We start from the raw sequence: 26,915 nt of genomic DNA on the forward strand, positions 1-26,915 counted from the left end.
ACCGCAGCCAACTCCTCACTCAGCACACCCGGTCAACGACACGACTGATCAAGAAGACACGCCATCACAGACCGCACATGACCAAGCCCTACTAGGTGCTCCGCGGGCAGGTCCGCGCCCGCCAGCTTGGCCGAGAAGGCGGCTCCCGCCTTGCTGAGGGCGACCGCGCCGACGACGACGGGGCCGAGCGCAAAACCGAGATCGCGGAGCATGTTGGTTGTCGCGCTCGCCATGCCCGCCTGCTGCGGGGGCACGCTGTTCAGCGCTACGGCCGTCACCGAGCTGACAGTCAGTGCGAAACCGATGCCGATCAGCAGGGCGGGTGCGACGAACGGGCCGAGGCTCGGGTCGGTGACGTCCAGCCGGGTGCACAGCAGGCAGCCGACGGCCATCAGGGCGAAGCCGGAGGTCAGCAGCCAGGCTGCGGCGACCCGGTGGAGGAGCCGCGAGACGACGGGGATGAGCAGGAAGGCGGGCCCCTGGAGGAGCAGGAAGGGAATCGCCACGTGGATCGGGTCCTGGTGCTGCAGGGGGCCCAGCCACATGCTCGTCGCGAAGCAGGCGCCGAGGAAGGCGATCATGCCGATGACCGCGACGACGGACGACACGGTGAAGGCCCGGTTGCGGAACAGCGCCAGGTCGAAGATCGGGGACGGTGCCCCCAGCTCCACCACGACGAATCCGGCGAGGAAGCACGCGCCGAGCATGAAGGCGAGCATGACCGGGAGGGTGGTCCAGCCCGACTCGGGCCCCTCGACGGCACCGTAGAGCACCAGGATGAGACCGGCGGCGAAGGTGATCTGGCCGGGGATATCGAGCTTACGGCCCGCCGGCGCCTTGGATTCGGTGGCCAGAAGCTGCGTCAGTACCGCGCTTATCAAAGCAAGTCCGACGAGCACCCAGAACGAGCCACGCCACGACCCGATCTTGGCGAACATGCCGCCGAGCAGTGGCGAGACGGCGGCGCCGACGGACAGGAAGCCGCTCCAGACGGCCACCGCGTGCGCCCGTTGCCGTGAGGTGCGGGTGACGGCGGTGATCGCGGTGAGCGAGCCGGGGAACATGGCGCCGGCGCCCAGTCCGTTGAGGGCGGCGCCGATCCACAGCACCTGCACGGTGGGCGCGAGCGCGGCCACGGTGCTGCCTGCGGCGACCAGGAGCGTGCCGCCCACCACCAGCTTCCGCCGGCCGAAGAGGTCGCCGAGGACACCGAAGGTGAACTCGAAGCAGACGACGGCGATCATGAACGCGGCTGTGATCCACGTGAGTTGGGATCCGTGGGTGCTCAGGTCCTGCTGGAGGAGCCCGTTCAGTGAGGCCGGGAGCGCGTTCGCGACCTGTGCCACGAAGACCGCGCCGCAGGCGGCGGTCAGCGTTCCCGCGTAGCCCGGTGTCCGGGTGGCCCCCACAGTTGAACCCGGGGACGTCGCCGGCCCATTGTCGTGCGTCATGGCTTGTCTCTAGGGGGTCGGTGTCGCACGATAGTGCCGGGTTCACCGCTGCTCGGCCAGGTCCTTCTCGAGGGCGTGCGCAGCGGCCGTCAGAGTGGCCACCAGCGGCTGGAGACGGTGCGGGTTGTAGCGCACGCTGGGCATGGACACGGACAGACCGGCCAGCGCGGTGCCGTCCTGGTCGCGCACCGGTACCCCGACGGCGACGAGGCCGCGCTCGGACCGCTCCCGGTTGACGGCGAACCCGTTGCGGCGCAGACGCCGCAACTCGGTCCGCAACCTGGAGAGGTCGGGGCGGTCGCCGGGGCGGTCGCGGTGCCGCTCGGGAGCGTAGACCTCGTCCAGTTCCTCGTCGGGGAGGTCGGCGAGCAGTAGCAGTCCCGCCGTCGTGCGATGGGCCGGGAAGACCATGCCCTCCCGGGAGCCGACCCGCAGCGTCTGCCGGCACTCGACACTGGCGATGAAGCGCGCCGTGTCCCCTGTGCGCACGGTGAGGTTCGCGGTCTCGTCCAGAAGATCGACGACTCGGTGCAGATGGGGCAGGGCCGCCGCACGCAGCCGCGACACGAGGGACTGGGAGTGCGCGGCGAGTTCCAGCACGGGCCCCGCGCGGTAGACGCGGTCCTCACCCTGTACGGCGAAGTCCCGGTAGACGAGCATCGCCAGAAGCCGGTGGGCGGTGGACCGGGCGACCCCCAGGCGTTCGGCGATCTGCGACACGGTGGCCTCGCCCTCCATCTGCAGCATCGCCGCCGCCCGGAGCGCGTGGTCCACGCTGGCGACGGGGTACGGCGGTGGCGTCTTGAGCGGCTTGTCCACGAGAGTCTCCCGGTACGGCCCGCGGTCCGGAGCCCGGTCCGTCACCGTCCCGGACCGACCGGCGGTTATTCTGCTGTGCAGAATCTACATGTTCTGCACAGGGACGCGGCGCACGCTGAGTCCGTGACTCAGACGTCCTCCACCCAAGCCATAGCCACAGGCTCGCCCGTCCGGCTGCAGGCCGTTGCCGGAGCAGGCCGGCCCGAGGTCACCCCGGCGCTCGAAGAGCTGTACCGGGGCTTCGAGCAGGCACTTCTCGTCCCGCTGTGGACTGAGATCGGTGATCTGATGCCCACGCACCCGCGCTCTCGTGCGGTCTCGCACGTGTGGCGCTGGGAACAGCTGCGAGCGCTCGCCGCGCAGGCCGGCGAACTCGTCCCCGTCGGCCGCGGCGGTGAACGCCGCGCCATCGCGCTGGCCAATCCCTCGCTCGGCGGCCGGCCGTTCGCCACGCCCACCCTGTGGGCCGCCATCCAGTACCTCATGCCGGGGGAGGACGCCCCTGAGCACCGGCACACCCAGCACGCGTTCCGGTTCGTCGTCGAGGGCGAGGGCGTGTGGACGATCGTCGGCAAAGACCCGGTCGCCATGCGCCGCGGAGACTTCCTCCCGCAGGCGGGCTGGAACCTGCACGCGCACCACAACGCCACCGCCGAGCCGATGGCCTGGATCGACGGTCTCGACATTCCGTTCCAGTACGCGGGCGAGACGCAGTTCTTCGAGTTCGGCCGCGACGAGATCAGCGACGCCGAGCGCATCACGCCCAGCCGCTCGCGCGCCGAGCGGCTGTGGGGACATCCCGGCCTGCGCCCGGTGTCGGCAGGCGTGACCGCCCCCGGCTCGCCCCTGCTGGCGTACCGCTGGGAGCACACCGAACGTGCCCTGGCCGACCAGCTCGCCCTCGAGGCGGAGGGGTACAGCGGCACCGTCGAGCCCGGCCACGCAGCCGTCCGGTTCAGCGACCCGTCGACCGGCGCCGACGTCCTGCCGACCATCCGGGCCGAGATGCACCGTGTCGCACGCGGTGCCGAGACGGCGCCGGTCCGCGAGACCGGCTCGTCGGTCTACCAGGTCTTCGACGGTTCCGGCACCGTCACCGTGGGGGAGAAGTCCTGGTCCGTGACGCGCGGCGACCTGTTCGTCGTCCCGTCCTGGCAGCCGCTGTCCATGCGGTCCGAGGCCGGCACCACCGACTCCGACTCCGGCGCCCTGGACCTGTTCCGCTTCAGCGACTCCCCGATCTTCGAGGCCCTCCGGCTCGACCGCACCCACGTGGAAGGAACCACCCCATGAAGCTCGCCACCCTCCGCACCGGCGGCACCACCCGGGCCGTCCGGCTCGACGGTGACGTCCTGGTCGATCTCGGGGCACCGGACGTCGGCGCCCTGCTCGGCCGGGACGACTGGGCCGAGCGCGCCGCCGCGGCCGGCGGACAGACGTACGCCGTGGACGGCGCCGACTTCGCGCCGGTGGTCCCGCAGCCCTCGAAGGTGGTGTGCGTCGGGCTCAACTACCGTAACCACATCCAGGAGATGGGCCGGGACCTGCCCAAGCACCCGACCCTGTTCGCGAAGTTCGCCGACGCCCTGATCGGCGCCGGCGACGACATCGTCCGGCCGGAGGAGACCGAGCAGTTCGACTGGGAGGTCGAGCTCGCGGTGGTCGTCGGCAAGCGGGTGCGCCGCGCCCGGGGCGAGGAGGCCGAGCAGGCGATCGCCGGCTTCACCGTGCTGAACGACGTCACCTGCCGCGACTGGCAGTTCCGCACCCGTGAATGGCTCCAGGGCAAGATATGGGATTCCAGCACCCCGGTCGGCCCCTACCTGGTCACCCCGGACGAGCTGCCCGGCGGCGTACGCCCCGCCCTCGACGTCCGGCTCACCGTCGACGGCGAGGTCATGCAGTCCGACACCACCGCCGACCTGCTCTTTGACCCGGTCGCCCTCGTCGAGTACGTCTCGACGATCGTGCGTCTGAACCCCGGCGACATCATCGCCACCGGCACCCCTGGAGGCGTCGGGCACGCCCGCAAGCCAGGGCGCTACCTGCTGGGCGGCGAAACGGTCGTCGCCGAGATCGACCGCATCGGCTGCCTGGAGAACCGGGTCGCGAAGGAGAGGTCGCTCTGATGTCCCGCACGTTCGACGACGCGTGCCGCTGGGCGCAGCTCGCCACCGACCATTTCGTCCGGGCGGCGGACCTCGACGACGCCGGACTCGACGCGCCGAGCACGCTGCCCGGCTGGACCCGTAAGCACCTGGTCGCCCACGTCGCCGCCAACGCCGACGCGCTGGGCAACCTCGTCCACTGGGCCGCCACCGGCGAGCGCACACCGATGTACTCCTCGCCCGAGGAGCGTGCCGCCGGTATCGAACGGGGCGCCGGGATGCCGGCCGCCGAGCTGACCGGGTGGCTGCGCCGCTCCGCCGAAAAGCTCGCCGCGTCGACGGCCGCCCTCGGCGAAGCGCAGTGGCAGTCCCCGGTCGTGACGGCGCAGGGCCGTACCGTGCCCGCCACCGAACTGCCCTGGATGCGCTCCCGCGAGGTGGGCGTCCACGCCGTCGACCTGGGCACCGGTCCGACCTTCGCCGACCTGCCGGGCGACTTCCTCACCGCCCTCTGCGACGACGTGGTCGGCAAGCGCGCCAAGGAGACCGGCTCCGCGCTGCTCCTGGAGGCCACCGACACGGGTGCGTCCTGGCAGCTGCCCGGGGAGGACGAGCCGAACCTGGTCGTCGGCCCGCTTCGAGAGATCACCGCGTACCTCACCGGGCGTGAACACGCCCTCACGGCTCCCGGCGGCCGGTCCGTGCCCGCCCTGGCTCGCTGGCTCTGACCGCTGGGACCGAACCGGGACCGGCTGCTTGGGCTCCGTCGGCCGGTCCAGGTGTTGCGAGGCGGACCAGAGGGCTGTCCGGCCCCGAACCGGCGCGCAGGCCCCACCACTCGACGACCTTTCCGGCTTATGAGGAAGAGAAGATGAACGCTGTGACCCCGCCCACCGGCGACAAGCCTGACGTGATCATCGTCGGAGGAGGCATCGGCGGTCTCAGTACCGCGTTCGCCCTCGCCCGGGAGGGGCTGCGCGTGCGCGTCCTCGAACGGGCCCCGGAGTTCGGCGAGGTCGGCGCCGGTATCCAGATCGCGCCCAACTGCACCCGCATCCTCGACGAATACGGCCTGCTCGACGAGGCCAAGGAACTGGGTGTGCTCCCGGAGAACATGGTGATGCGCGACGCCCTCGACTCCCGTGAGCTGACCCGGCTCGATCTGCGGGACCTCGAGCGGCGCTACGGCTTCCCGTACATGGTGATCCACCGCAGCGACCTGCACGGCCTCTTCCTGCGGGCGTGCGAGCGGGCCGGTGTGGAACTGGTGACCGACCGGGCGGTCGTCGACTACGAGCACACCGACGGCGGCGCCCGCATCCGCCTGGCGGACGGCCGGACCGAGGAGGCGCCGGTGATCATCGCCGCCGACGGCCTGCACTCGGTGGCCCGCCGCAAGCTGGTGGGCGACGACGTGGTCTCCTCCGACTACGTCGCCTACCGCGCGGCCGTCCCGATGGAGACGGTCCAGGGCAACGACGTCGCGGAGAAGGACGTCACCGTCCACGTCGGCCCCCGCTGCCACTTCGTGCAGTACGCGCTGCGCGGCGGCGACATGTTCAACCAGGTTGCCGTCTTCGAGTCGCCGAAGGCTCTGGCAGGGAAGGGTAACTGGGGCACGCCGGACGAGCTGGACGCGGCCTTCGCCGCCACCTGCGACACCGTCCGCAAGGGCATTCCGCTGATGTGGCGGGACCGCTGGTGGCAGATGCTCGACCGGGACCCGATCGAGACGTGGGTACACGGCCGGATCGCCCTGCTGGGCGACGCCGCCCACCCCCCGCTGCAGTACATGGCGCAGGGAGCGATCATGGCGATCGAGGACGGCTGGGTCCTCGCCCGGCACGCCGCCCGCCAGTTCGACCGGAGCACAGGGACACCGGACTGGGACGCCGTACTCGCCTCCTACGAGGCCGTCCGCGTCGAGCACTGCCGCCGGGTGCAGTCCACCGCCCGTGCGTGGGGCAAGCTGTGGCACCTGGACGGAGAGCAGCGGCTGCGGCGCAACGCGATCATGCGCGCACTGGACCCTTCCGGCTATGCCTTCACCGACTGGGTGTACGGCCCCACGGCGCTGACCCCGGACGAGGAATCGGCGATGTTCACGCCGATCCCGCTGGCCTCGGCACGGCTGGAGGACACAGCCGCCGAAGCCGTGCTCGCACCGGCCCCAGAAGGCGCGGACGCCACCGCGCTCGAGGAAGGCGTGGCCCGGTGAGTGAGGCCTTCCTGTACGCGGCGGCCAGGACACCGTTCGGCCGTTTCAACGGTGCGCTGGCCGGCGCCCGCCCGACGACCTGGCGGCCGCCGCGCTGACGGGCGTCCTGGCCAAGGCTCCGGGGCTCGACCCGTCCGCGATCCGTGACGTGGTGTGGGGCAACGCCAACGGCGCCGGCGAGGACAACCGGAACGTCGGCCGGATGGCGGTGCTGCTGGCCGGACTCCCGGTGAGCGTGCCCGCCACCACCGTGAACCGGCTTTGCCCGGGACGGAGCCCCCAAGCTCGTCCCCGCGTGCACGTACCCGCTCACCGGCCCGGCCTGCGTCAGCCTCGTCTGCAGCGACCACGGCGTCTTCGCCCCCGGCCCGGAGGGGGTCCGCGTTCTGGAGACGTACGGCGTCACGGTCGCCGGTCTGCGGGAACGGCTCTCCATGGACCTGCTCCTCTAAGTCTTTACGCTCCGTTAGGGCTATATCTGATGCGTTAGCTGAAGAGTCGGCGTGTGCGTTCCGTATGCAGAGGCCGCGCTAGGATCTCGCGCATGGCGAATCTTCGTGAGGCGCAGAAGCAGATGACGCGCCGTCTGCTGCTCGAAAGCGGACTCGAGCTGTTCAAGACGAAGGGATACGCCGCCACCACGGTCGACGACATCGCGACCGCGGCGGGCACCACCCGCGTGACCTTCTACGCGTACTTCCCGTCCCGCAGCGAACTGATGAAGGCGCTCATCGACGAGCAGCTCAACGAAGCGCTGCAGCGCGTCCGCTCGCCCGAACACGGTTCCACGGCGCAGGACCTCGTGGCCACCGTCACCGAGGGGACGCCCGAGGCGATCACGGCGTGGCTGCGGCGGACCGCCGACATCTGGCCGGCCATCCGGCCGATCATCCGCATCGGCCGCGATGCCTCGGTCGTCGATCCGGAACTCCCCGACCTGGTCGAGCGATGGCTGGAGGAAGCCGTCGGCGATGTCGAGGACGGACTGACGGCGGCCGGACGCCTCGAGCCCCACCAGCGTCACTTCCGGGGCGTTCTCGCGATCGCCGAGCTCGACTACGTCGCCCAGCACTGGCACCGTGCCGACTGGAAGCTGGACCGTGACCAGATGCTCGACGAGCTCGCCGCCAGCTGGGTACGGCTCCTCAACTGACCGCGTCCGTGACCGGATTCGGTATCAGAGCGGTGTCGCGGCGTCGAAGAGCAGCGTCCGAAGCCATGCGACGAAGTCCTGATCACCCAGCCGGGGATTGAAGACCACGTCGATCCCGAGCCCCGGAAGCGAGAACGGGAACTCCTCGATCCGCAGGTCGGTCAGGGTCCGCATGGCGGCGGCGACCCGGTGGCGCAGGAGGGCGACGCCGCCCGCGCGCGCGACCAGGTAGGGCACCAGCAGGAAGTCGGAGCTCAACTGGCCGACGCGGTAGGGGATGCCCTTCTCCTCCAGTACCCCGTAGGGAAAGACCCGGCGGTCGGAGTCGACGACGACGTGAGGCTGCGTGGTCAGGAGGTCGAGCGCGCTCGCCTCCGGTGGCGTGTCCGGGGAGGCCGCCACCACACAGCGGTCGTCGTACAGCCGCTCGCGCGGATGCGGCGAGAAGTGTCCCTCGGAGACCAGCACGACGTCGACGCCCTGGTCGGTGTAGGTGGCCTCGGTCGGCACCGTGATCGTCCGCAGACGAAGCGTGGTGTGAGGGGCGCGCTCGGCCGTGAGCCGCGCCAGTCGGGGGCCGATGACGAACGCCGTGCTGGTCGTCATGGCGACCGTGACGACCCGCTGATCGGTGGCCGGGTCGAAGCCGGGCAGGTCCACGACGCGTGCCGTCTGCCGAAGGGCGCTGCGCAGCGGCGCGATCAGCTGCAGGGCCCGTGGGGTCAGCGTGACACCCGTCCCCTGCCGCACGACAAGTTCGTCACCGAGCAGACGCCGCATCCTCGTGAGGGCGTGGCTCATCGCCGGCTGCGACAGGCCGACCCGTTCCGCGGCCCTGGTCACCGAGCCCTCCTCGAGGAGCGCGAGGAGGGGCACCAGCAGGTTGAGGTTGACCGATGCCAGCCGGTCCAACCCCGAACCCGTGGTGCCCTCTTTCGCTGCCCTCATGCGGCGAACCCTACGCGGCCGCCCGGGTCATACGACGCAGCAGGGGGACCGGGATCCGGTAGTTGAGCGCCACGGCGTCGCCGGTGCCGTCCTCGCGCGACCAGCGCATCAACGCCGGCCCGCCGCCCGCCACTCCGTCGACGTACGCCGGTTCCCCTTCCAGGGGAAGGTTGCCCACGGCCTTGAGGCTCAGCCCGAACTGCTCTGTCCAGAAGTACGGCTGATACCGGAGCGGGGGCGCCTCGTCACCGCGGATCAGTGCCCACGCGGCGACCTTCGCCTGTTCGATGGCGCTGCTCCACAGGGGAACGCGCCGCAGGCCGTGCGGCGTCGGGAAGGCCGCGAGGTCACCGACGGCCGCCACGTCGGGACGCACCAGCCCGCGGGTGTCGACCGGGACGGCGCCTTTCGAGGCGAGGCCGGTGTCCGCGAGCCATTCGGTGTTGGGCACGTCGCCGGCGGCGGTCAGGATCACGTCCGCCTCCAGAACCGCGCCCTCGTCGAGAACGACCCGGGCATGTCCGTCGCGTCCTAGCAGCCGTGCCGCCGCAGTCTCGACGACGGTGAGGCCCCGGTCCAGCGCGGCCTTGACGAAGACGTCCGCGAGGTAGGGACCGAGCTGGACGATCAGCGGCACACCCTGGGAGACCACGGTGACCCGGCAGCCGGCGGCCAGGCACCCGGAGGCGATCTCCATGCCGAGCGGGCCACCGCCCACGATGACGACCGACGGCCTGGACGCCAGCCGGCTGCGCAGGGCGAGCGCGTCGTCGAGCCCGCGCAGGGTGAACTCCTCGGGCAGGTCCGACAACCGCCGGGCACGGGAGCCGGTCGCCAGCACGACGCGGTCGTACGGCAGAGCCGTACCGTCGTCGAGCGTGACGCGTCGGCGGTCCAGGTCGAGCCCGGTCGCATGCACACCGAGCAGTTCCCTCGCCGCGTGGCCGGCCGGCGGCAGCTCGTGCGACGACATGCCGTCGCCCTCGAGCAGCAGCGCCTTGGACAGGGCCGGGCGGCTGTAGGCCGGGTGCGTCTCGTTGCCGACGATGGTCAGTTCACCGTCGAAGCCTGCCTGGCGGAGCGTGTCGGCGGCGGTGAGCCCGGCGATGCCGTTGCCGACGACGACGACGCGGTCCAGGGCCCCGGTGCTCATTCGACCCTCAGCGCGGCGACCGGGCACACGCGGGCGGCGGCGTTCGCGAGGGCGGCGCCGGCCTCGTCGACCTCCTCGCGGTCCAGGATCAGCTCGCCTTCGGCGTCGAGGTGCATGAGCTGCGGGGCGGCCTCCTCGCACAGGCCGTGGCCCTCGCAGCGGGGACGGTCGAGAACGATCTTCATACGGGGGCCACCTCCAGGACGGGGAGCTCTTCGATGCTCCGGGTGATGTTGCTGGGGACGCGGACCTCCGGCCCGGCGACGAGGCGCTTGACGCGCCGGGCGAGCGCCTCGATCACGGCGTGCGCCTCCAGGCGGGCGAGCCCTTGGCCCGCGCAGCCGTGCGGGCCGTAGCCGAACGACAGGTGGTCGACCGGGTTGCGCTCGACGAGGAAGGCGTCGGGGTTGTCGTAGTGCCGGGGGTCGCGGTTGCCGGAGCCGAGCAGGACGGCGACCTGCGCGCCCGCCGGAATGAGGGTCCCGTCGACGGTGATGTCCTTGGTGGCGCGCCTGCCCCACGCGTTGATGGGCGGCCAGAAGCGCAGTACCTCGTTGAAGGCTGCCGGTACCAGTGACGGGTTCGCGCGGACCAGGTCGAGCTGGTCGGGGTGCCGGGCGAAGAGGGCGACGATGTTGCCCATCGCCGCGATGGTGGTGTCGAGCCCGGCGCCGAGGTACTGGTGGATGATGTGGCCGGCCGCGCCGGACGGAATGGCCCCGCGTGCCTCGGCGTCGAAGATTCCCCGGCCCACGGACCCTTCGGCCAGGTCGTCGGCCCCCACCTGGGAGCACCAGGCGTAGAGCTCTCCGGCCACGGGAAAGTTCTCGGCCGTGCGCTGGTTCATCGGGCCAATGACCTGCATGGCGGCCTGCCCCCAGCGGAGCATGTTGTCGCGCACATGGCCAGTGAAGCCGATCAGGTCGGCGACGACCTGCAGGGGGAAGGCGCGGGCGAGGGCGTCGATGGCCTCGAAGGAGCCCTTCTTGACGAGTTCGGCGACGAGGGCGTCCGCCTTGGTCTCGATGCCGTCCCTGAGGCCGCGCAGGGCGCGCGGTGAGAGGTTCTCGGTGAGCGCGGCGCGCAGCGCAGTGTGCGCCGGTGGGTCGGACGCGAGCGAGGTGCCGGTGAGTGCCTCGTTCGCCGCCGTATTGAAGGCGATCGAGGTCGAGGAGAACGACTCCCAGTCGGCGAGGGCGTCACGGATGACGTCGTACCGGGTCAGGGCGTACACGTCGTTCTTCCGGAGGTGGACTACGGGGCCCTGCTCCCGCAGATCCGCGTAGACGGGGCAGGGGTCGAGCACGACCTCGTCGGCGAAGAGGTCGACGTCGGAGATGGGCGGCGTGGTCATGCCCTCAGTCAAATGGGCGGCTTCATATCCAACAAGTGAATGATTTACATGAAGTGACATCAGCGTGATGCATGAAGTCGCCCTGGGTCTGACTGTGGCTGCCCTGGGTCTCCCGGCCGTGTCACGGCCGCGCCAGTTACGCAACTCTGCGTCGATAATCTTTTCGTAGCGTTCGTTTTCTTGACGTCATGTAAACCCAATGGTTAACGTGACGGCAGCCACAGGGTGTTTGCGCACCCACACCGGACACGTGAGGCAGCCATGAGCGTGAAGAACACCACCGTGAACACCGTCCTGGGCCCGGTGGCGGCCGATGAGCTGGGCGTCGTCTCGGTCCACGAGGCGCTGCTCTCGGTCGTTCCCGGTGCCGAACACGCCTTCGACATCCGCATCGACCGCGCCGAGATCTTCGAGATCCTCGCCGCGAAGCTGAAGGACTTCCGCGCCCACGGTGGCGGCACGATCGTCGACTGCACCGGCACATTCCACGGCCGGGACGTCCCGCTGTACGAGACCCTCTCCCGCGCGACCGGCGTGCACATCGTCGCCTCGACAGGGCAGGGCCCGGAGGAACTGCTCGGCGGCTACTTCCTCACGCCGCAGACCAACCCGCCGACGCCGTGGCCTGCCGACAAGTTCGCCGACCTCTTCGCCAAGGAGGTCACCGGGGGCATGGTCGTCCCACGTGTGGAGCGCCGCGGCGCCGCCGGACTGGTCGCCGTCACGGCCACCCCCGAGGGCATGACGGCGACCGACGAGAGCCTGTTCCGGGGCGCGGCCCGGGCCGCCGCGAGCACCGGCGTCGCGGTGTCGCTCCGCTACGGGAACGACGCCGCCGGTGACCTCGGCGTCGTCCTGGACGAGAAGCTGGCGGCCGACCGCGTCGCCGTCGGCGGACTCGACCGGCGCGAGGCCGTCGCCGTCGGCGCTCCCCTCGAGACCGTCCGCCGCGGGGCCTACGCCGCGCTCGACCACGTCGGCACGCAGGACGACGCCCACATCACGGACGCCGAGCGTGCCGCCCTGGTCGCCGACCTCGTCCGGGCCGGCTTCGGCGACCGGATCCTGCTCTCCAGCAGCGCCACCGGCGTGGCGAAGGGCCACCCCGCGGCCGACGTGCCGTACAGCTACGTGCTGACCACCTTCGTCCCCCTCCTGAAGGCCCAGGGGCTCAGCGACGAGGAGACGCGGCGGATTCTCGTGGAGAACCCGCGCGACCTACTGTCGGTGCGCTGAGCGCTCCGACGCGAACCCCCATCACGTCCCATACCTCGAAGGTGAGTGCAGTGTCGCGAGTCAACACCGTCCGGGGGCCCGTCCCCGCCGAGGAGCTGGGTCTCGTGGCCGTCCACGAGCACATCGGCTACGGCATGCCCGGCTCCGAGCTGGACACCAAGTGGTGGAAGACGCCCGAGCAGCGGTACGAGGAGACCGTCCCGAAGCTGCGCGCCTTCCACGAGTACGGCGGCGGCACCTTCGTCGACGCCACCGGCATCTGCAACGGCCGCGACGTCGACTACTACAAGTCGCTTTCCGCCAAGACCGGCGTCCACATCGTCGCCTGCACCGGCTTCGTCGGCGGCGACACCGCCCTGCCGCACTTCGCCCGCGCCGACGTGGACTACCTGATGCGGCAGTTCGTCCACGAGATCACCGTCGGCATCGGCGACACCGGCGCTCTCGCCGGAGTCATCAAGGTCGGCGTGAGCCGCGGCGGCCGGATGACGGACCTGGACAAGCGCATCTACCGCGCCGCCGCCCGGGCATCGCTCACCACCGGTGTGCCGATCCTGACCCACCTCGCGATCGACGCCGAGAACGCGCTCGCGATCTTCGACGAAGAGGGCCTTCCCCTGGGCCGCGTCCTGTTCGGGCACGTCGACGACGGTGTGAACGCCGACAGGACGCGCGACGTCTGGATCGCGGAACAAGGCGGCCGCATCGGCTTCGACACCTTCGGCTACGAGACCGAGCTGCCGGACCCGCCCTTCTGGGCCCGCCCCCGCCAGGAGCGCCTCGACCACTTCCTGAGGTTCATCGACGGGGGCCGCCGGCTGAAGCAGGTCCTCGCCTCCGCCGACGCGAACTGCAGCCCGCTGGGCTGGCCCGGTGTGAAGGGCCACACCGTCAACTACCTCTTCGAGGACCTCATCCCGGACCTCCGCGACGCCGGCCTCGACGAGGTCGCGATCAAGACGATTTTCGTCGACAACCCGGCCGACTTCCTCACCATCCAGAAGTAGAGAGAACCACCATGCAACTCTCAGACCTCAAGAACCTCAAAGTCGCCGTCGTCGGGGCGGGATACGGCGGCGCGGCCGCGGCCAAGGCCCTGAGCATGCTCGGCGCGGACGTCAACGTCTACGAGCAGGCCAACCAGATCCGGGAGGTCGGCGCCGGCATCGGTCTGCGTCCTGCCACCATGAACCGGTTCCGCGAGTGGGGGGTCTTCGACGCGATAGCGACGGTCAGCTCGCCGAGCGAGTACTTCGAGATCCTCGACGCCCACGGCGAACCGATCATGAAGGAGTCGTGGCCCGCCGCCGGTGAGCAGACCGCAACCCACCTGATCCACCGCGGAGACTTCATCGAAGCCCTCCTCGGCGTGCTCCCCGAAGGGATGGTGCACCTCGGACACAGGCTGGAGAGCATCCAGGACAAGGGCGACAGCGCCGCACTCGGCTTCGCGAACGGCAGGACCGTCGAGGCCGACCTCGTCGTCGGCGCCGACGGCATCAAGTCGGTGGTGCGCAACCAGCTGTTCGGCGAGCAGAGCCCGGTGTTCGCCGGTGAGCACGCCTACCGCGCGGTCATCTCCGTCGACGCCGCGCACGGCATGGTCACCGACGACAACCTGCGGATGTACATCGGCCGGGGCACGAAGGTCTACCTGCTGCCGCTGCGCCACCGGAACCAGGTGTCGTTCGACATCACCGCCCTGTGCCCGGACGGCGCCTGGACGCCGCAGGTCACCAAGGACGACATGCTGGCGACGGTCGCCGGCTTCGACGAGCGCCTCGTGAGCATCACACGCGACCTCGACATGGAGACCGTCAACATCCGCGCCGTCTACGACATCGACCCGGTCGACACCTGGCACTCGGACTCCGCCGTCCTCGTCGGCGACGCTGCCCACTCGATGCTGCACCACCAGGGCCAGGGCGCCAACTCGGCCATCGAGGACGGCGGCGCGCTCGCCGACGCCCTGCGCCGGGCGGACTCACTGAAAGAAGCGCTGGCCCTGTACCAGGCCACCCGCAAGCCGGTCACCGACGAGCTGCAGCGCATCTCCCGCCAGGGCTGGACCGAGGACGAGATCAACGACGTGTTCCCCGGCCAGAAGCCCGCCGCCACTGCCCCGCAGGAGTGAAGGTCATGCCACTGCATCCCGAGATCGCCCGGTTCCTCACCGGCCTGCCGACCCCGCCCGGGGGCCCACTCGACCCGGTCGCCATGCGCGCCGCGGACGAGGCGCACGTCGCTCCCCTCGACGAGCGCCTGCCGCTCCACGCGGTCCAGGACACGACGGCGAAGACGCCCGCCGGCGACGTACCGGTGCGGATCTACACCCCGGCCGAGGCCGACGGCTACGGCGTGCTGGTCTACTTCCACGGCGGCGCGTTCTTCCTCGGCAGCATGGAGACCCACGACCATGTCGCTCGCTCGCTCGCCAAGGAGACCGGGCTCAAGGTCGTCTCCGTCGGCTATCGACTCGCGCCCGAGGCCGCCTTTCCGGCCGGTCTCGACGACTGCCACGCGGTCGTGCGGTGGGTCGCCGAGCAGGGCGAGAGCCTGGCCTGGGACGGTACGACCCTCGCCGTCGCGGGCGACAGCTCCGGCGGCGCCTTCGCCGCCGCCGTCGCGGCCCGGGCACACGACGAGGGCTTCGACCGGATCACCCACCAGATCCTCTACTACCCCTCGCTGGACCTGGACTTCGACGCCGACCGCTACGCCTCGCTGCGGGAGAACGCCGAGGGTTACGGCCTGGAGACGGCGGGGCTGAAGCCCTTCAACGCCTTCTACCTCGACAGTGGCGCCGACCCGGCAGACCCGCTGGTCTCGCCGCTCAAGCGGGCCGACCTCACCGGGCTGCCGCCCGCCCTCGTCGTCACCGCCCAGTACGACCCGCTGCGTGACGAGGGCGAGTTCTACGGCCTGCGGCTGGCGGAAGCCGGTGTGGAGGCGAAGGTGAGCCGGTACGAGGGAGCCGGGCACGGATTCGTCCAGCACTTCTCCTGGCTCCCGGAGTACCGGCGGGTCTTCGCGGAGACGCGCGACTTCCTCACCCGAGGGAAGTAGTCCATGACGCACCCCATCGCCGTCCATCCCATGGTCTCGCCGTGGGGCCGGTTCGGCCTGTACAGCTTCTTCATCGACGCACCCGAGCCGGCGATCGTCGACACCGGGATCGCCTCCTCGCCCGCCGAGGGGATGGCTCCGGCGCTCGAGGCGATCGGGCGGCGCATCGAGGACGTGCGCTGGATCCTGCTGACCCACGGTCACATCGACCACGTCGGCGGGGCGCACGCCCTGTGGGAACTCACCGGTCGGCGTGCGCAGGTGGTCATCCACGAGGCCGACGCGCCGATGCTCCGCTCGCGGCGTGCCCACGTGGAGGACTACCTCGCGGGACGAGGGCGTTACCTGGGCGATGTCGAGGGCGAGGCGAAGGCGACGGCGGCCGCGAATGCCGTCATATCCAGCGAGATGGAGCCCACCCTGCTGGTCAGGGGAGGTGAGACCCTCTCCCTCGGCGGCGACGTCACCGTCTCGGTGCACGCGATACCTGGCCATACACCTGGATCGGTTGCCTACGTCGTCGAGGGACAGCGCTCGGTGTTCACCGGCGACGCCGTGCAGGTCCACGGGGCCGCCAACGGCTTCCCCGGCTACACGGACCCGGGCTCCTACCGAGACAGCCTGGCGTACCTGCGCGACGAGGTCCGCCCGCGCCACCTGTACCTCGGGCACCCGTACCGCCGCGCCGACGGCACACCGTACGGCGTCGAACTCGACGAGGCGCAGGCGCAGGAGGCCATCTCTCAGAGTCTCGCGGTCGAGGACCGCGTCGCCGCGGCGGCCTGCGGCTGCCTGGAGGCGGGCCTGAAGGAGTCTCACTCGCCGTACTCGCCGTTCGCCCGTGCCGCCGAGGAGCTCGGCTACACCGGCGATCCCACGCTCGAGCCGTCGCCGTTCTTCACCTCGATGCACGGCTACCACACGCAGCACGACCAGACTTCGTAGTACAGGAGCCCCGCACCAATGACCGACTCCCACACCGTCCAGGCGGGTCAGCAGAAGATCACCGTCCACAAGGATCTCCGCGTGCCCATGCGCGACGGCGTCACCCTCGCCGCCGACACCTACAGCGGCACGGACGACACGCCCCGGCCCGCGCTGGTGGCCTTGAGCCCGTATGGCAAGGAGCTCCAGGCCCTTGCCCTGACGACCCCGCCGCAGCGCCGGCCCAGCCCGATGTGGGACGGCTGCATCGAGGCGGGCGACATCGCGCGCGTCGTGGAGGAGGGATACGTCCACGTCATCGGCGACCTGCGCGGCTCCGGCGCATCCGAGGGCGAACACATCGGCAACTACAACGCCGGCGGCGTCTCCCTCGGCCAGGATGCGTACGACTTCATCGAGTGGGTCGCGGCGCAGCCGTGGTGCGACGGCAACGTCGGCATGATCGGCATCTCCTACTTCGGCTCGATGCAGGTGCTGGCGGCGGCCGAGCGGCCGCCGAGCCTCAAGGCGATCTTCGTCAGCGGTGGCCATTACGACTTCTACGAGACCACCTACCACGGCGGCGTCATGTGGTTCATGCCGCGTGCCGCCCGTGAGGGCCGCGGCGGCGACTCCGGTTGGGCGTTCACCGACGGCGTCAAGTCCCGCATGCTTCAGACGTTCTCCCCCGAGGAGGTCAAGAAGCGCGTTGCCGAGCGCCTGAAGGATCCCGACGTGGCGGCCTGGCCGAACCTGGTCCACGTCCTGAACTACCCGAAGAACCACGAGGCGTGGTTCGACATCGTGATGAACGAGGTCGACGGCGACTGGTACGAGGAGCGCAACCCGATCACCCTCGCCCCGAACATCGACATCCCGGTCCGGCTCCAGATCGACCAGGGCCGCGGCTGGACGATGGACGGCACCATCGAACTCTTCGACTCTCTGAAGGGCCCGAAAAAGCTGGACATCGGCCCCTACCCGCCCATGCAGTCGCGCCCCTTCATCGAAGAGCACGACAAGATGTTCCGCTGGTACGAGTACTGGCTCAAGGGCATCGACAACGGTGTGATGGACGAGCCGGTCGTCAGCGTCCACGTCGAGGGCTCGCGCGAAACCGTCACCGGCGCACAGTGGCCGCCGAAGGACGTCGAGTACCGGTCGCTGCACCTCCGCCCGCGCGGCAAGCTCTCCTCCGAGCCCGAGCCCATGGCCGTCGAGTACGCCGCCCCCGACGGCTTCTACCAGGCGCCGCTGACGGTCACCGACAAGGTGGAGATCCTCAGCTGGTCCACCGCCCCGTTCACCGAGCCCACCGAGATGATCGGCCAGGGCGCGGCGCACCTTTTCGTGGAGATCGACCAGCCCGACACCAACTTCATCCTGCGCATGTGGGACGAGGCCCCGGGCGGCAAGCGTCAGCTCATCACCACCGCCTACCTCAAGGCATCGCACCGCGAACTCGACGAGGAGCGCACCACCGAGGGCGACCCGCACCACCCGCACACCCGCGCGGTGCCGGTCGAACCGGAGACGATCGAGGAGTACGTTTTGCGGATCTACCCCTTCGCGGCGACGTTCCTGCAGGGACACAAACTGGTCGCGGAGCTCTCCAACGCCGAGCCGCTGTCCGACGAGCACAACGCGTTGCTGCCGCCGGACGCCTTCCACCTGCCGGTGGGCCGCCCCGTCACCCACAAGATCTACCGCGACGCGGCACACCCCTCGCGCCTGGTGCTGCCGTTCACGACAACGGCACGGGACGCGAGTCGATAGAGCGTGCGGCACGCAGCAGGGAGGCGGCCGGTGCGGAACCCCTCATGCGGTCACCCCGGCAGGCAGCTTCCTCACGGCGTCCGCGAGCGAAGCCGCACACAGGGCCGCGAACGGTTGCCAGCGAGTGTCCATGGGGCTCGACCGTGAAGCTGTGACCGCTGAATGCCCGGGTCCCGGGTTGAGGTAGCGGGGCAGGTCGTCGTACAGGCCCTCGTGCAGGACGGTGCGGTACAGGCCCATGCGCTGGCGTGGCTTGACTCATGTCGTACGAGGTCGTTCCGGAAGGGCTCACCACATCCCGCAGTAAAGCGTAGGGAGCGTTTTCAGCGTTGCCTCTCCAGGGTGAGAACCGCAGCGGCGATGTCCGTCATGCGGTTCGGGCTGCAGCGGCTGCGGCGGAAGATTCGCCAGGACTTCAGGCGGGCGACGCCTCGTTCGACAGGAGCGCGGGCCTGGGCGAGTGCCCGGTTCAGCGTCCGTTCGGTCGGGGACAGGTCGCCCTTGGGCGGGCGGCGCATGGCGGTGGTGACCCAGGAGCCGGCACCGATGTAGGCGCGGTCGGCGACGATCGGGACGCCCTGGCGTTCGCAGATTCGGATGATGCGGTGAGTGCGTGCGGCAGTCAGATTCGTGAGCGCGGCCCGGCAAGGCCGACGAGATCCACAGAAGCTGACCATCGGATCGGTAACGACCTGCACGTTCAAACCGTGACGCCGGTGTTTGTGGGAGTAATCGGCGCGTCCATCGCCCAGGCGGTCGCACTCGCTGAGGGTGCCGTCCAGGAGCACGTAGTCCGGCTTGTGATCGCGCAGGGTCTTGAGCAGGCCCGGGGCCCGGTCGGCGAGGAGCCTCACGACGGCGGTGGTGTAGGCGTGGGCGGTGCCTACGGATATACCGAACCCGGCGGCGATCTGGGTGAGAGTGTCATGCTTGCGTAGGTAGGTAAGAGCGACGAGGGCGCGCTTGTGCGGCGGGAGCTTGCAGCGGCGGTCACCCTCGCGGATGACGATAAGCATCGTGACCCACTCGACCAGTGCATGAGGCACGAGGAGTGCGGCAGGATAGGTAACCAACAGAACTCCTGGACCGGCAGGTTGAGACTTCGAACACCTCACCCAACGGCACGGGAGCCCTGTTCGTTACGGGCACCGAGGTCATGAGCCGATGCTCAGTAGCTGTCATCGGCGGGACCGGCTGAGCTGGCGTTCGGGGCGGGCGAAGCAGCCTGGTCGTCACACACGAGGAATCCGACCTTTCACAGGCTCTCATTCGGCAGCTTTCCGTCACCGGAGAAGATCGTGAGCTTGACGGGACTCCAGCACGGAGTCGAGAGCCCGTGTTGAACGCTCCGTATGTCTGTTGCCGTAAGTGTGTGGCCGGGCGGTGCCCGCCTTGCTCGGCCGATGGTTACAGGGGGTCAAGTACGAACAGCGGAAGCGTGCGCTCCGTCCAGGCTTGCATTGCGCCGTAGTCCGGGTAGGCCGCCATGGCCCGCTGCCACCACTCGGCCCGCTCGGCGCCGTCGGCCTCGTGTGCGAGGAACTTCCTGGCGGCAGTTCCGTCCTGCAGCGAGACCTCGGGGTGCGCCTTGAGGTTGTAGTACCAGGCGGGGTGCCCGGTCGAGGCGCCGTTCGAGCCGACGACGGCGTAGCTTCCCTGGTGTTCGACGCGCATGACGGGCTTGTAGCGCAGTTGGCCGCTGCGGGCGCCGCGCATTGTCAGCAGTACGATCGGCCGGCCCTTGCCCGTGATGCCCTCGGTCGTTCCCTTCTCCAGGATCATCTCTACCTGCTGCCGGGAGAATTCGGCGATGCCGAGCTTGGCGGGGTCGGGTTCCGAGTTCACGCTGTGTCTCCTTGGTGTCGCTTGTGTGCTCGGCTCAGGGGTGCTGCAGCCGCGCGGTCAGCGTGCGAAGGGCGGGCATCTGGACGCCTTCCGCTTCTCCGCGGCCGAGGGCTTCGCGGAGGATTTCGTGGTCCTGGCCGTTGACCTTGCCGCCGTGGTGGTAGGCGTTGAAGGCAGCCAGGTCGAGTGGCAGGGCGTCCTTCTCCATCTGCCGGAAGAATTCCAGTACGCCCTCAGCGGTGGTCTGTTCGCTGGCGGCGCGGCCCGCCGGGCGGTGCGGCCGCACCAGGAAGGTGACGGAGGCGCCGGACAGGCTCAGGTGGTAGCCGGTGACGACGCCCATCGAGCCGGCGGCCGATGATGCAGACGGACGGAGTGACTGATGCAGTCATAGGATGGCTCTTCTTCCGGTGGCGGGGCGCGGCCGCGGAGCCGGTACGGCCTCAGTCGGACGCTCAGTCGAGCAGGGTGACGTTCTCCACGCCCCAGTACGCCATCTGGTCGCAGATCTTCCCGGATGCGTCGAACGTCATGACTTCGATGATGTCGATGCTGATGTTGCGGCCGTCCACCTCCGCCCAGAGCTTGAACGCCATGGCCGCCTGGTTCCCGAGTGAGAAGCTGATCGGAGCGGTCAGCTCGGCCCTCTTGGGAATGAAAGGCACGTCGAGGAGCTGCTTCATCTCCTCCAGCTGGTCCTGCCCGCTGCCGCGGATGGTCATGGGCTTCGTCCCCACAGGGTCCTCGCCCGTGCGCGGCACGGCCAGGTAGGTGGCCGCGTAGTCCGCATCAGGGTTGGTGATGTTGTCGATGTAGCCCTGCACGGCCTTGCGCATGTGCTCTTCGGAGGGCAAGGTCTCAGACCGGCTCAGCGCCGCGCCCGAGGTCAGGTGCTGCATCAGCTTGCCGAAGCTGAATTCCGTGGCCATGTTCTGGGTTCCCTTCGTGATTCGGACGGCGTCGTCGTCCTCGTGGTCGACGGCAGTGACCATCGGACAGCGCCGCTGCTCGGTGTGTCGGTCAGCAGGCACGGGTCCCAATGTGCAACCTTCACACCGTGTCGAGGTCAAGTCGGCTCGCGCGTCAGGCCCCGCCGGGCTCGAGCTAACCTTGACAACATGAGAATGTCGGTGATGCATCCATGAAGATCGGCGAGCTGGCCCAGAGAACAGGCATCTCTGCGCGCATGCTGCGCTACTACGAGGAGCAGGGCCTCATCACACCCCAGCGCGGCGACAACGGCTACCGCGACTACGACGTGGCCCTCGTCGAGCGAGCGGAGAAGATCCGCTGCTTCCTCGACGCAGGTGTCCCGACGCGAGCCATCGCACCCATGCTCCACTGCGTCGAGCACCCGCGTGAGGTGACCTGCGGCACCTCCCCTGAGCTGCGGGCGATGCTCGTGCGCGAGCGCGACCGGATGACCGAGCGCATCAACTCACTCGCACGAAACCGGGCCGCCCTGACCGACCTGATCCACACCATGGACGGTGACGAAGCACAGACGGCGACACGAGCTTGAGAGCTGTTCGGCACCGCTGTTGCGAGTACCGACCGTCAGCCGACATCACCGAGAGGGACCACGACCAGGTCGCGCGGGGCGCGGCACATGCTTTGGACCGGCCACACCGCGGCGGCAGCAGAGAACGGTGCCCCTCTCCATCGGCGGCAACGCCGCCGGTGACAGCCAGCCTGCCTATGTGACAACTACCGTGCATGGGCTCAGGCCATCACCCGATCGGTGGCCACGCTGAAAAGGCTCATGATCAACCTCGGCCTCACCCACACCAACGGCACCTGGCACCTCGCCTCAGCCCGTGCACGACCGCAGGGGCGGCCCGGCGGCCTCGCGGCCGGACCACCCCGCCCCAAGATGCTGAAAACCCTCGGAGCCGACAACATCGCCAAGACCACCCGGGCGATCCGCGACGGACCCAGGCGGGCACTCCCCATCCTGGGCATCACCACCGATCCGGAGACCTACGGAACTTGACCGAGCCCTGCCTCAGACCCGGTCAGCCGCGTCGGTCGCGCGCTCCTCCACGGTGGTCGCGGGCTTTGCCGTGCCGGCGGCTCGGGGCCGGAGCCTGAGAACCACGGCGACGACGGCCAGAGTGAACAGCAATAGGCCCGTCCAGATCACCCACTTGTGGGGCCACGGAACGAGAGCGCCGTCCTTGGGTGACCGGCCGCCGTCCACGCCGGTGACGATGACCGCGACGAGTCCCAGGATCGTGGTCACCACCACGATCCTGCCGAGCAGCCGAGCGCTGATCGGCAGGGCGACGTCGCGACGCCGGGGGCCGCGCAGCCGCAGGCGTTCGCCCGGGCGGGCCGGTGCCATCAGACGGACCAGGAGCAGGACGGCGATCGGGATCTGCAAGGCCCACACCATGGTGCGGAAGGGGCCGTCGAACCACGCCTGGCTGCTGTAGAGCAGGGTGTGCCATGCGCTGAGGATGTAGACGACGATGACGAAGCGGTGCAGGGCCAGCCACGTGCGCGAGCCGGTCCGGTGCCGCAGGTAGAAGGCGAGGCCCAGCGGGACGGCCAGATACATCGCCAGCAGGCCCACCAGAATGGCGACGCGGCCGGTGCCGGTGGCGTATCCACCAGGTACGAAGACATCGACGAACGCGGTCCAGACACTGCGTCCGAGCGACCACTGGTCCTGGTTGGTCCGGATCTGGTCGGTGAAGAAGAAGAACGCGTGCATGAACATCAAGCCGATGGTGGTCAGGCTCGTGGTGCGGTGCCATTTCTCCAGCCGCGCGGCTGGCAGCCAGCCCCAGCGGGGTCTCGGCCCTGAACGCAACAGCCCGAATATCACGGTCCCGTAGGCCCACAACATCGCCGACCAGCCGAACGCCTGGCACATCCAGTACATCCAGAACTCGCCGGCGTTCGCCATGTCCGGCATGAGCTTGACGGTCGCCGACGTCCCGTTCTCCGCGCGGACGTAGAGCAGCCAATAGATGAGCAGGGTGACCATCAGGGCCAGCGAGGCGTCGGGCACCGCTCCTCGCAGATCGGTGCGTAGAGCAGACCAGTCGAAACGAGCACGTTCTCTCGCCTGACGCGACGAAGGCGGCACCGATACCGAGGACTTCGCCATCACTCAACTCCGGTTTCCGTACGGCTTGCCACGGGACACCGATGGTGAACAACCTGCGGCAACGTTGGTCTGTACCACTCTCCCCGCGATGAGAGTAACGACGATTTTCCCGCCACGGAAGAGAGCGATCCCAGGCCTGATCAAGTTCCGTAGGTGTCCGGACCGTTGGTGATGCCCAGGATGGGGAGTGCCCGCCTGGGTCCGTCGCGGATCGCCCGGATGGTCTTGGCGATGTTGTCGGCTCCGAGGGTTTTCAGCACGCCGATGGCGAGGTTGCGGAGGGTCGCCACGGCCCGTGGGCCCCGAAACCCACTACTCCGTGGGCACTGACACCGACACCGACGTCGACCCAGAGGTCAACTGAGCCGCTTGGCCGGGGTCGCCGGTGTGCGGCGGCCCATTCCGCGCGGGCATGGGCAAACCGTCCCGGCCAGTGGCGCCATCCCCTGATGCCGGCCACAAAGGGCAACGGTGATGGCGGGTGATGTGCCTGACCGGTGTCGACTACTTCTCCACCCTTGGCTACCAGCCTGGTATCCGCGGAGGGGTGCCCCGGATGGCGGGATCAAGCAGTAGGCCGGTGGGGGCGGTGGGAAGCGAAAGGACCATCGTGAGTCCGCCGCCGGGAGTGTCCTCGGCGCTGAGCGTGGCGTGGATCGCTTCGGTGAAGCCGCGTGCGACCGCGAGGCCGAGGCCGACTCCGGCACCTCGGGGGGCATCACCGAGACGCTGGAAGGGTTCGAATATCTGCCCCTTCGCGGCATCCGGGACGCCCGGACCACGGTCGACGACGCGTAGTTCCACCCGGTCGCGCAGACCGCTGGCCGAGACGAGGACGGGCCTGCCCTGGGGGCTGTACTTGACCGCATTCTCGACGATGTTGGCCACAACGCGTTCCAACAGGCCGCGATCCACGGCGACCATCGGCAAGGTCTCCGGAATGTCCAGTTCGACGCTGCCCTCAGGAACACCGCCCAGTGCCGTCGGGACGACTTCGTCCAGATCCGTTTCCCGGATCAAAGATACGACGGTGCCCGTGTTGAGGCGGGACATGTCCAGCAGGTTGCCTATCAGCGCGGCCAGCCGGTCGGCGCCTTCCTCGATGCCTTCGAGCAGGAACTCACGGTCGGTCTCGGACCAGTCGACGTCGTCGGCGCGCAGGGAGGGGGGACGGACGCCTTGATGCCGGCCAGTGGGGTCCGGAGGTCGTGGCTGACGGCGGCGAGCAGCGCGGTGCGGAAGCGGTCGCTCTCGGCGAGCTTGCGCGCCTCCTCGGCCTGGCTGACCAGACGTTGCCGGTCCAGTGCCACGACCGCCTGGGCGGCGAAGGCGCCGAGGACCCGGCGGTCCCCGGCGGGCAGTGCCCGGCCGGCAAGGACGAGGGCCAGATTCTCCCCCACAGGTATGTCGACGTCGGCATCTTCAGGGCGGCCGACCGGGTGGACACCGACAGACGCCGCACAGGACCAGGGATCGACGTCGCTCGCCCGCTCCAGGAGCGCGACGGACTCCATGACGAAGGTCTCACGGAGCCGTTCCAACAGTGCGTCCAGGGAATTCTCGCCCCGCAGGATACTGCCGGCCAGGAAGGAGAGGATCTCCGACTCCGCGCGCAGCCGCGCCGCCTGGTGGGTGCGGCGAGCCGCCAGGTCGACGACCGAGGCGACGGATACGGCCACCCCGATGAAGATCACGATGGCGACGATGTTCTTGGGGTCGGAGATCGTCAGCTGGTGCAACGGCGGTGTGAAGAAGTAGTTCAGCAGCAGCGAGCCGAACGCCGCTGACGCGAGGGCCGGCAGCATGCCGCCCAGCAGGGCAGCGGCGACGGTGGCGGTGAGGAACAGCAGCATGTCGTTGGCGAGCCCGAGGTCGGGAACGACGCTGCTGAGCAGCAGGGTGAGGAGGGCGGGCCCTGCGACGCCGGCCAGCCATCCCCAGATGATCCGGGCCCGCCCCAGCCGCGCGCTGCGGGCGATCGGCAGGCCACGTCCCTTGGCTGCCGCGTCGTGGGTGACGATGTGGACGTCCAGGTCCGGACCGGATTCCCGGGCGACGGTGCCGCTGACGCCGGGCCCGAGTACGTACTGCCAGGCTTTGCGGCGGCTGAAGCCGAGGACGATCTGGGTGGCGTTGATCCCACGGGCGAGTTCGAGGAGGGCCGAGGGTACGTCGTCGCCGATGACGTGGTGGAAGGTGCCGCCGAGATCCTCGACCAGGGCGCGCTGTACGGCCAGCTCCTTGGGCGACACGGTCTTGAGCCCGTCGCTCGCGGCGATGTAGACGGCCAAGACCTCACCGCCGGCACCTTTCTCGGCGAGACGGGCGGCACGGCGGATGAGAGTGCGTCCTTCGGGCCCGCCGGTCAATCCCACGACGATGCGCTCGCGGGCCTGCCAGGTAGTGCGTATGTCGTGCTCGCCCCGGTACTGCTGAAGGTATTCGTCGACCCGGTCCGCCACCCAGAGCAGGGCCAACTCGCGCAGGGCGGTGAGATTGCCGGGGCGGAAGTAGTTGGACAGGGCGGCATCCATCTTGTCCGGCTTGTAGATGTTGCCGTGCGCCATCCGTCGGCGCAGCGCCTGGGGCGACATGTCGACCAGCTCGATCTGGTCGGCCCGGCGCACCACTTCGTCGGGGACGGTTTCGCGCTGGCGGACGCCGGTGATGGACTCCACGACGTCGCCCAGCGACTCCAGGTGCTGGATGTTGACCGTCGATACGACGTCGATTCCTGCCTTGAGGAGCTCCTCGACGTCCTGCCAGCGCTTTGCGTTGCGGGAGCCGGGCACATTGGTGTGGGCCAGTTCGTCCACCAGGGCCACCGCCGGGGCACGCGCCAGCACGGCGTCGACGTCCATCTCGGTGAACACCGAGCCCCGGTGTTCCACTTCCCTGCGTGCCACGAGCTCCAGCCCGGCCCCGCTGCTCCAGGCCGGACGGGTACGTGGAGCAGCCCGGCCGGGGCCTGTTCTTCGGGGTCGGGGTCGGCGTCGTACTGGAAGAGGCACATAGGTTCCTCCGAAGGATCCGCGGGTAGCTGTTGCCGACGCGTGACGTCGAAGCTATGCCCGCCCCCGGTTTCAGTGCTTGCTCACCTGACGCGACCTTGACGCCTGTCGTCCGGTTCATACGGATCACTGACGCCCGGAGTTCTCGGACCGCCATTCAATGGAAGTCCGGGAAAGGGCGACCAGGAGGACGTGCGGTGCAGCGGAGAATTGTGGTCGGTGTGAGCGGTTCCCTGGGGAGCCTCACGGCCCTCCACCGGGCCACCGCCGAAGCCCAGGAGCGGAACGCGGAACTGCATGCGGTCCTGGCCTGGCAGCTGCCCGGCGGAGGGCTGGGCAGCCGTATCACGAACGGCACCGCCGTGCTGAGGGAGTACAGGGAAGCGGCGGTGGAAGACCTGCGCACGGTTTTGGACACGGCGTTCGCCGCCGGAAGGCCGGGAGTCACACTGGTCGGGCGCACCGTGCGTGGCGACCCCGGGGCGGTTCTCGTCGATGCTGTTCGCTCGTCCGACGACCTCTTGGTCGTCGGCACAGGCACGCGCGGCAGGTGGCTCCCCGGACTACGGGCGCCGGTGGCCAGGCATTGCCTGGCATACGCACCGTGCCCCGTGCTCGCCGTTCCCCCGAACCCGCTCGAAGCCGAACTCGCCGCAGTACGGCGCAGGACGTGGTCCGTGCCGTACATGACGAGGGAACCAGGGCGATGAGGGGCCCACGATGGCTCGCGTGCGTGGG

The 26,915-nt window shown here is 69.6% G+C and carries 26 protein-coding genes and 2 pseudogenes; 15 read left to right on the forward strand and 13 right to left on the reverse strand.

Annotation, left to right across the window (positions count from 1 at the left end; all coding sequences use genetic code 11):
• Positions 1-32 precede the first annotated feature (32 nt).
• Both ACFYSH_RS28210 and ACFYSH_RS28215 read right to left on the reverse strand, forming a co-directional pair.
• Complete coding sequence (locus tag ACFYSH_RS28210) at positions 33-1,451, reverse strand: MFS transporter (RefSeq protein WP_388756201.1); 1,419 nt, start codon at positions 1,449-1,451, stop codon at positions 33-35.
• A 42-nt stretch (positions 1,452-1,493) separates the two neighbouring features.
• Positions 1,494-2,270: an IclR family transcriptional regulator gene (locus tag ACFYSH_RS28215; RefSeq protein ID WP_359469011.1), complete on the reverse strand. Its 777-nt coding sequence runs from the start codon at positions 2,268-2,270 to the stop codon at positions 1,494-1,496.
• Positions 2,271-2,393: 123 nt separating this feature from the next.
• On the opposite strand from ACFYSH_RS28215, the gene ACFYSH_RS28220 reads away from it, so the two are divergent.
• The 6 genes and pseudogenes from ACFYSH_RS28220 (at position 2,394) to ACFYSH_RS28245 (ending at position 7,749) form a co-directional block, all read left to right on the forward strand.
• Complete coding sequence (locus ACFYSH_RS28220; RefSeq protein WP_359469008.1) at positions 2,394-3,563, forward strand: cupin domain-containing protein; 1,170 nt, start codon at positions 2,394-2,396, stop codon at positions 3,561-3,563.
• Entirely contained in the window at positions 3,560-4,399 is an 840-nt protein-coding gene (locus ACFYSH_RS28225) for a fumarylacetoacetate hydrolase family protein (RefSeq protein WP_388756204.1), read from the forward strand. Before ACFYSH_RS28220 ends, ACFYSH_RS28225 begins: the two co-directional genes overlap by 4 nt.
• Positions 4,399-5,106: a maleylpyruvate isomerase family mycothiol-dependent enzyme gene (locus ACFYSH_RS28230; RefSeq protein ID WP_359469002.1), complete on the forward strand. Its 708-nt coding sequence runs from the start codon at positions 4,399-4,401 to the stop codon at positions 5,104-5,106. Before ACFYSH_RS28225 ends, ACFYSH_RS28230 begins: the two co-directional genes overlap by 1 nt.
• A gap of 143 nt (positions 5,107-5,249) precedes the next feature.
• The gene (locus tag ACFYSH_RS28235; protein ID WP_359468999.1) at positions 5,250-6,596 is read left to right on the forward strand and encodes an FAD-dependent oxidoreductase; all 1,347 of its coding nucleotides are present in this window, start codon (positions 5,250-5,252) and stop codon (positions 6,594-6,596) included.
• Positions 6,593-6,861 (forward strand): annotated as a pseudogene (locus tag ACFYSH_RS28240) (3-oxoadipyl-CoA thiolase); the annotation flags it as partial. The gene ACFYSH_RS28235 and the pseudogene ACFYSH_RS28240, both read left to right, overlap by 4 nt.
• A 279-nt stretch (positions 6,862-7,140) precedes the next feature.
• A complete protein-coding gene (locus ACFYSH_RS28245; RefSeq protein WP_359468996.1) occupies positions 7,141-7,749 on the forward strand; it encodes a TetR/AcrR family transcriptional regulator in 609 nt (202 codons plus the stop codon).
• A 24-nt stretch (positions 7,750-7,773) separates the two neighbouring features.
• Here the strand turns inward: ACFYSH_RS28245 and ACFYSH_RS28250 are convergent, their stop codons facing one another.
• The 4 genes from ACFYSH_RS28250 to ACFYSH_RS28265 are packed head-to-tail and all read right to left on the reverse strand — an operon-like array spanning position 7,774 to position 11,204.
• Positions 7,774-8,697: a LysR family transcriptional regulator gene (locus ACFYSH_RS28250; protein ID WP_359468994.1), complete on the reverse strand. Its 924-nt coding sequence runs from the start codon at positions 8,695-8,697 to the stop codon at positions 7,774-7,776.
• A gap of 10 nt (positions 8,698-8,707) precedes the next feature.
• The gene (locus ACFYSH_RS28255) at positions 8,708-9,850 is read right to left on the reverse strand and encodes an NAD(P)/FAD-dependent oxidoreductase (RefSeq protein ID WP_388756208.1); all 1,143 of its coding nucleotides are present in this window, start codon (positions 9,848-9,850) and stop codon (positions 8,708-8,710) included.
• Positions 9,847-10,035 carry a ferredoxin gene (locus ACFYSH_RS28260; RefSeq protein ID WP_359468987.1) on the reverse strand — a complete coding sequence of 63 codons (189 nt, stop codon included), beginning with the start codon at positions 10,033-10,035 and terminating at the stop codon, positions 9,847-9,849. Before ACFYSH_RS28260 ends, ACFYSH_RS28255 begins: the two co-directional genes overlap by 4 nt.
• Positions 10,032-11,204 carry a cytochrome P450 gene (locus ACFYSH_RS28265; RefSeq protein ID WP_388756211.1) on the reverse strand — a complete coding sequence of 391 codons (1,173 nt, stop codon included), beginning with the start codon at positions 11,202-11,204 and terminating at the stop codon, positions 10,032-10,034. Before ACFYSH_RS28265 ends, ACFYSH_RS28260 begins: the two co-directional genes overlap by 4 nt.
• Positions 11,205-11,465: 261 nt before the next feature.
• On the opposite strand from ACFYSH_RS28265, the gene ACFYSH_RS28270 reads away from it, so the two are divergent.
• Genes ACFYSH_RS28270 through ACFYSH_RS28295 form a run of 6 tightly spaced genes read left to right on the forward strand, consistent with a single transcriptional unit; the run spans position 11,466 to position 18,206 of the window.
• On the forward strand, positions 11,466-12,440 hold the full coding sequence (locus tag ACFYSH_RS28270) for a phosphotriesterase (protein ID WP_359468982.1): 975 nt from the start codon (positions 11,466-11,468) through the stop codon (positions 12,438-12,440).
• Positions 12,441-12,490: 50 nt separating this feature from the next.
• A complete protein-coding gene (locus ACFYSH_RS28275; RefSeq protein WP_359468979.1) occupies positions 12,491-13,447 on the forward strand; it encodes a phosphotriesterase in 957 nt (318 codons plus the stop codon).
• Positions 13,448-13,458: 11 nt separating this feature from the next.
• Positions 13,459-14,574 (forward strand): NAD(P)/FAD-dependent oxidoreductase, encoded by a 1,116-nt coding sequence (locus ACFYSH_RS28280; RefSeq protein ID WP_359468976.1) that lies wholly within the window; start codon positions 13,459-13,461, stop codon positions 14,572-14,574.
• 5 nt (positions 14,575-14,579) lie between these two features.
• On the forward strand, positions 14,580-15,506 hold the full coding sequence (locus ACFYSH_RS28285; protein WP_388756214.1) for an alpha/beta hydrolase: 927 nt from the start codon (positions 14,580-14,582) through the stop codon (positions 15,504-15,506).
• Positions 15,507-15,509: 3 nt separating this feature from the next.
• Positions 15,510-16,451 carry an MBL fold metallo-hydrolase gene (locus tag ACFYSH_RS28290; protein ID WP_388756217.1) on the forward strand — a complete coding sequence of 314 codons (942 nt, stop codon included), beginning with the start codon at positions 15,510-15,512 and terminating at the stop codon, positions 16,449-16,451.
• Positions 16,452-16,469: 18 nt separating this feature from the next.
• The gene (locus ACFYSH_RS28295; RefSeq protein ID WP_359468967.1) at positions 16,470-18,206 is read left to right on the forward strand and encodes a CocE/NonD family hydrolase; all 1,737 of its coding nucleotides are present in this window, start codon (positions 16,470-16,472) and stop codon (positions 18,204-18,206) included.
• A 323-nt stretch (positions 18,207-18,529) separates the two neighbouring features.
• Here ACFYSH_RS28295 and ACFYSH_RS28300 read toward each other — a convergent pair whose 3' ends face one another.
• From ACFYSH_RS28300 to ACFYSH_RS28315, 4 genes are all read right to left on the reverse strand, one after another.
• Positions 18,530-19,279, reverse strand: a complete 750-nt coding sequence (locus ACFYSH_RS28300) for a transposase family protein (RefSeq protein WP_388756220.1) — start codon at positions 19,277-19,279, stop codon at positions 18,530-18,532.
• Between the two features lie 334 nt (positions 19,280-19,613).
• A complete protein-coding gene (locus ACFYSH_RS28305) occupies positions 19,614-20,051 on the reverse strand; it encodes a nitroreductase family deazaflavin-dependent oxidoreductase (protein WP_359468955.1) in 438 nt (145 codons plus the stop codon).
• Between the two features lie 34 nt (positions 20,052-20,085).
• Positions 20,086-20,394 (reverse strand): hypothetical protein, encoded by a 309-nt coding sequence (locus ACFYSH_RS28310; protein WP_359468952.1) that lies wholly within the window; start codon positions 20,392-20,394, stop codon positions 20,086-20,088.
• A 112-nt stretch (positions 20,395-20,506) separates the two neighbouring features.
• The gene (locus tag ACFYSH_RS28315; RefSeq protein ID WP_388756223.1) at positions 20,507-21,082 is read right to left on the reverse strand and encodes a hypothetical protein; all 576 of its coding nucleotides are present in this window, start codon (positions 21,080-21,082) and stop codon (positions 20,507-20,509) included.
• A gap of 110 nt (positions 21,083-21,192) precedes the next feature.
• Between ACFYSH_RS28315 and ACFYSH_RS28320 the strand changes: the two genes are divergently transcribed.
• Both ACFYSH_RS28320 and ACFYSH_RS28325 read left to right on the forward strand, forming a co-directional pair.
• Positions 21,193-21,573, forward strand: coding sequence for a MerR family transcriptional regulator (locus tag ACFYSH_RS28320; RefSeq protein ID WP_359468947.1), 381 nt, complete (start codon positions 21,193-21,195; stop codon positions 21,571-21,573).
• Between the two features lie 219 nt (positions 21,574-21,792).
• Positions 21,793-22,044, forward strand: coding sequence for a hypothetical protein (locus tag ACFYSH_RS28325; RefSeq protein ID WP_388756226.1), 252 nt, complete (start codon positions 21,793-21,795; stop codon positions 22,042-22,044).
• Between the two features lie 12 nt (positions 22,045-22,056).
• Here the strand turns inward: ACFYSH_RS28325 and ACFYSH_RS28330 are convergent, their stop codons facing one another.
• From ACFYSH_RS28330 to ACFYSH_RS28340, 3 genes and pseudogenes are all read right to left on the reverse strand, one after another.
• Positions 22,057-23,067: a ferric reductase-like transmembrane domain-containing protein gene (locus tag ACFYSH_RS28330; RefSeq protein WP_359468945.1), complete on the reverse strand. Its 1,011-nt coding sequence runs from the start codon at positions 23,065-23,067 to the stop codon at positions 22,057-22,059.
• Positions 23,068-23,306: 239 nt separating this feature from the next.
• Complete coding sequence (locus ACFYSH_RS28335) at positions 23,307-23,456, reverse strand: hypothetical protein (RefSeq protein WP_359468943.1); 150 nt, start codon at positions 23,454-23,456, stop codon at positions 23,307-23,309.
• Positions 23,457-23,688: 232 nt separating this feature from the next.
• Positions 23,689-26,084, reverse strand: a pseudogene (locus tag ACFYSH_RS28340) (DUF4118 domain-containing protein); the annotation flags it as partial.
• A 290-nt stretch (positions 26,085-26,374) separates the two neighbouring features.
• Between ACFYSH_RS28340 and ACFYSH_RS28345 the strand changes: the two are divergent.
• Positions 26,375-26,887, forward strand: a complete 513-nt coding sequence (locus ACFYSH_RS28345; RefSeq protein ID WP_359468940.1) for a universal stress protein — start codon at positions 26,375-26,377, stop codon at positions 26,885-26,887.
• Positions 26,888-26,915: the final 28 nt, after the last annotated feature.

The sequence above is a fragment of the Streptomyces sp. NPDC005791 genome (assembly GCF_042871485.1).
GTDB lineage: Bacteria > Actinomycetota > Actinomycetes > Streptomycetales > Streptomycetaceae > Streptomyces.

Excerpts from the sequence above, each read along its gene's own strand:
- ACFYSH_RS28210 (WP_388756201.1), bottom strand. The coding sequence starts at position 1,451 with ATGACGCACGACAATGGGCCGGCGACGTCCCCGGGTTCAACTGTGGGG.
- ACFYSH_RS28225 (WP_388756204.1), top strand. The coding sequence starts at position 3,560 with ATGAAGCTCGCCACCCTCCGCACCGGCGGCACCACCCGGGCCGTCCGG.
- ACFYSH_RS28230 (WP_359469002.1), top strand. The coding sequence starts at position 4,399 with ATGTCCCGCACGTTCGACGACGCGTGCCGCTGGGCGCAGCTCGCCACC.
- ACFYSH_RS28235 (WP_359468999.1), top strand. The coding sequence starts at position 5,250 with ATGAACGCTGTGACCCCGCCCACCGGCGACAAGCCTGACGTGATCATC.
- ACFYSH_RS28245 (WP_359468996.1), top strand. The coding sequence starts at position 7,141 with ATGGCGAATCTTCGTGAGGCGCAGAAGCAGATGACGCGCCGTCTGCTG.
- ACFYSH_RS28250 (WP_359468994.1), bottom strand. The coding sequence starts at position 8,697 with ATGAGGGCAGCGAAAGAGGGCACCACGGGTTCGGGGTTGGACCGGCTG.
- ACFYSH_RS28255 (WP_388756208.1), bottom strand. The coding sequence starts at position 9,850 with ATGAGCACCGGGGCCCTGGACCGCGTCGTCGTCGTCGGCAACGGCATC.
- ACFYSH_RS28260 (WP_359468987.1), bottom strand. The coding sequence starts at position 10,035 with ATGAAGATCGTTCTCGACCGTCCCCGCTGCGAGGGCCACGGCCTGTGC.
- ACFYSH_RS28265 (WP_388756211.1), bottom strand. The coding sequence starts at position 11,204 with ATGACCACGCCGCCCATCTCCGACGTCGACCTCTTCGCCGACGAGGTC.
- ACFYSH_RS28270 (WP_359468982.1), top strand. The coding sequence starts at position 11,466 with ATGAGCGTGAAGAACACCACCGTGAACACCGTCCTGGGCCCGGTGGCG.
- ACFYSH_RS28280 (WP_359468976.1), top strand. The coding sequence starts at position 13,459 with ATGCAACTCTCAGACCTCAAGAACCTCAAAGTCGCCGTCGTCGGGGCG.
- ACFYSH_RS28285 (WP_388756214.1), top strand. The coding sequence starts at position 14,580 with ATGCCACTGCATCCCGAGATCGCCCGGTTCCTCACCGGCCTGCCGACC.
- ACFYSH_RS28290 (WP_388756217.1), top strand. The coding sequence starts at position 15,510 with ATGACGCACCCCATCGCCGTCCATCCCATGGTCTCGCCGTGGGGCCGG.
- ACFYSH_RS28295 (WP_359468967.1), top strand. The coding sequence starts at position 16,470 with ATGACCGACTCCCACACCGTCCAGGCGGGTCAGCAGAAGATCACCGTC.
- ACFYSH_RS28310 (WP_359468952.1), bottom strand. The coding sequence starts at position 20,394 with ATGGGCGTCGTCACCGGCTACCACCTGAGCCTGTCCGGCGCCTCCGTC.
- ACFYSH_RS28320 (WP_359468947.1), top strand. The coding sequence starts at position 21,193 with ATGAAGATCGGCGAGCTGGCCCAGAGAACAGGCATCTCTGCGCGCATG.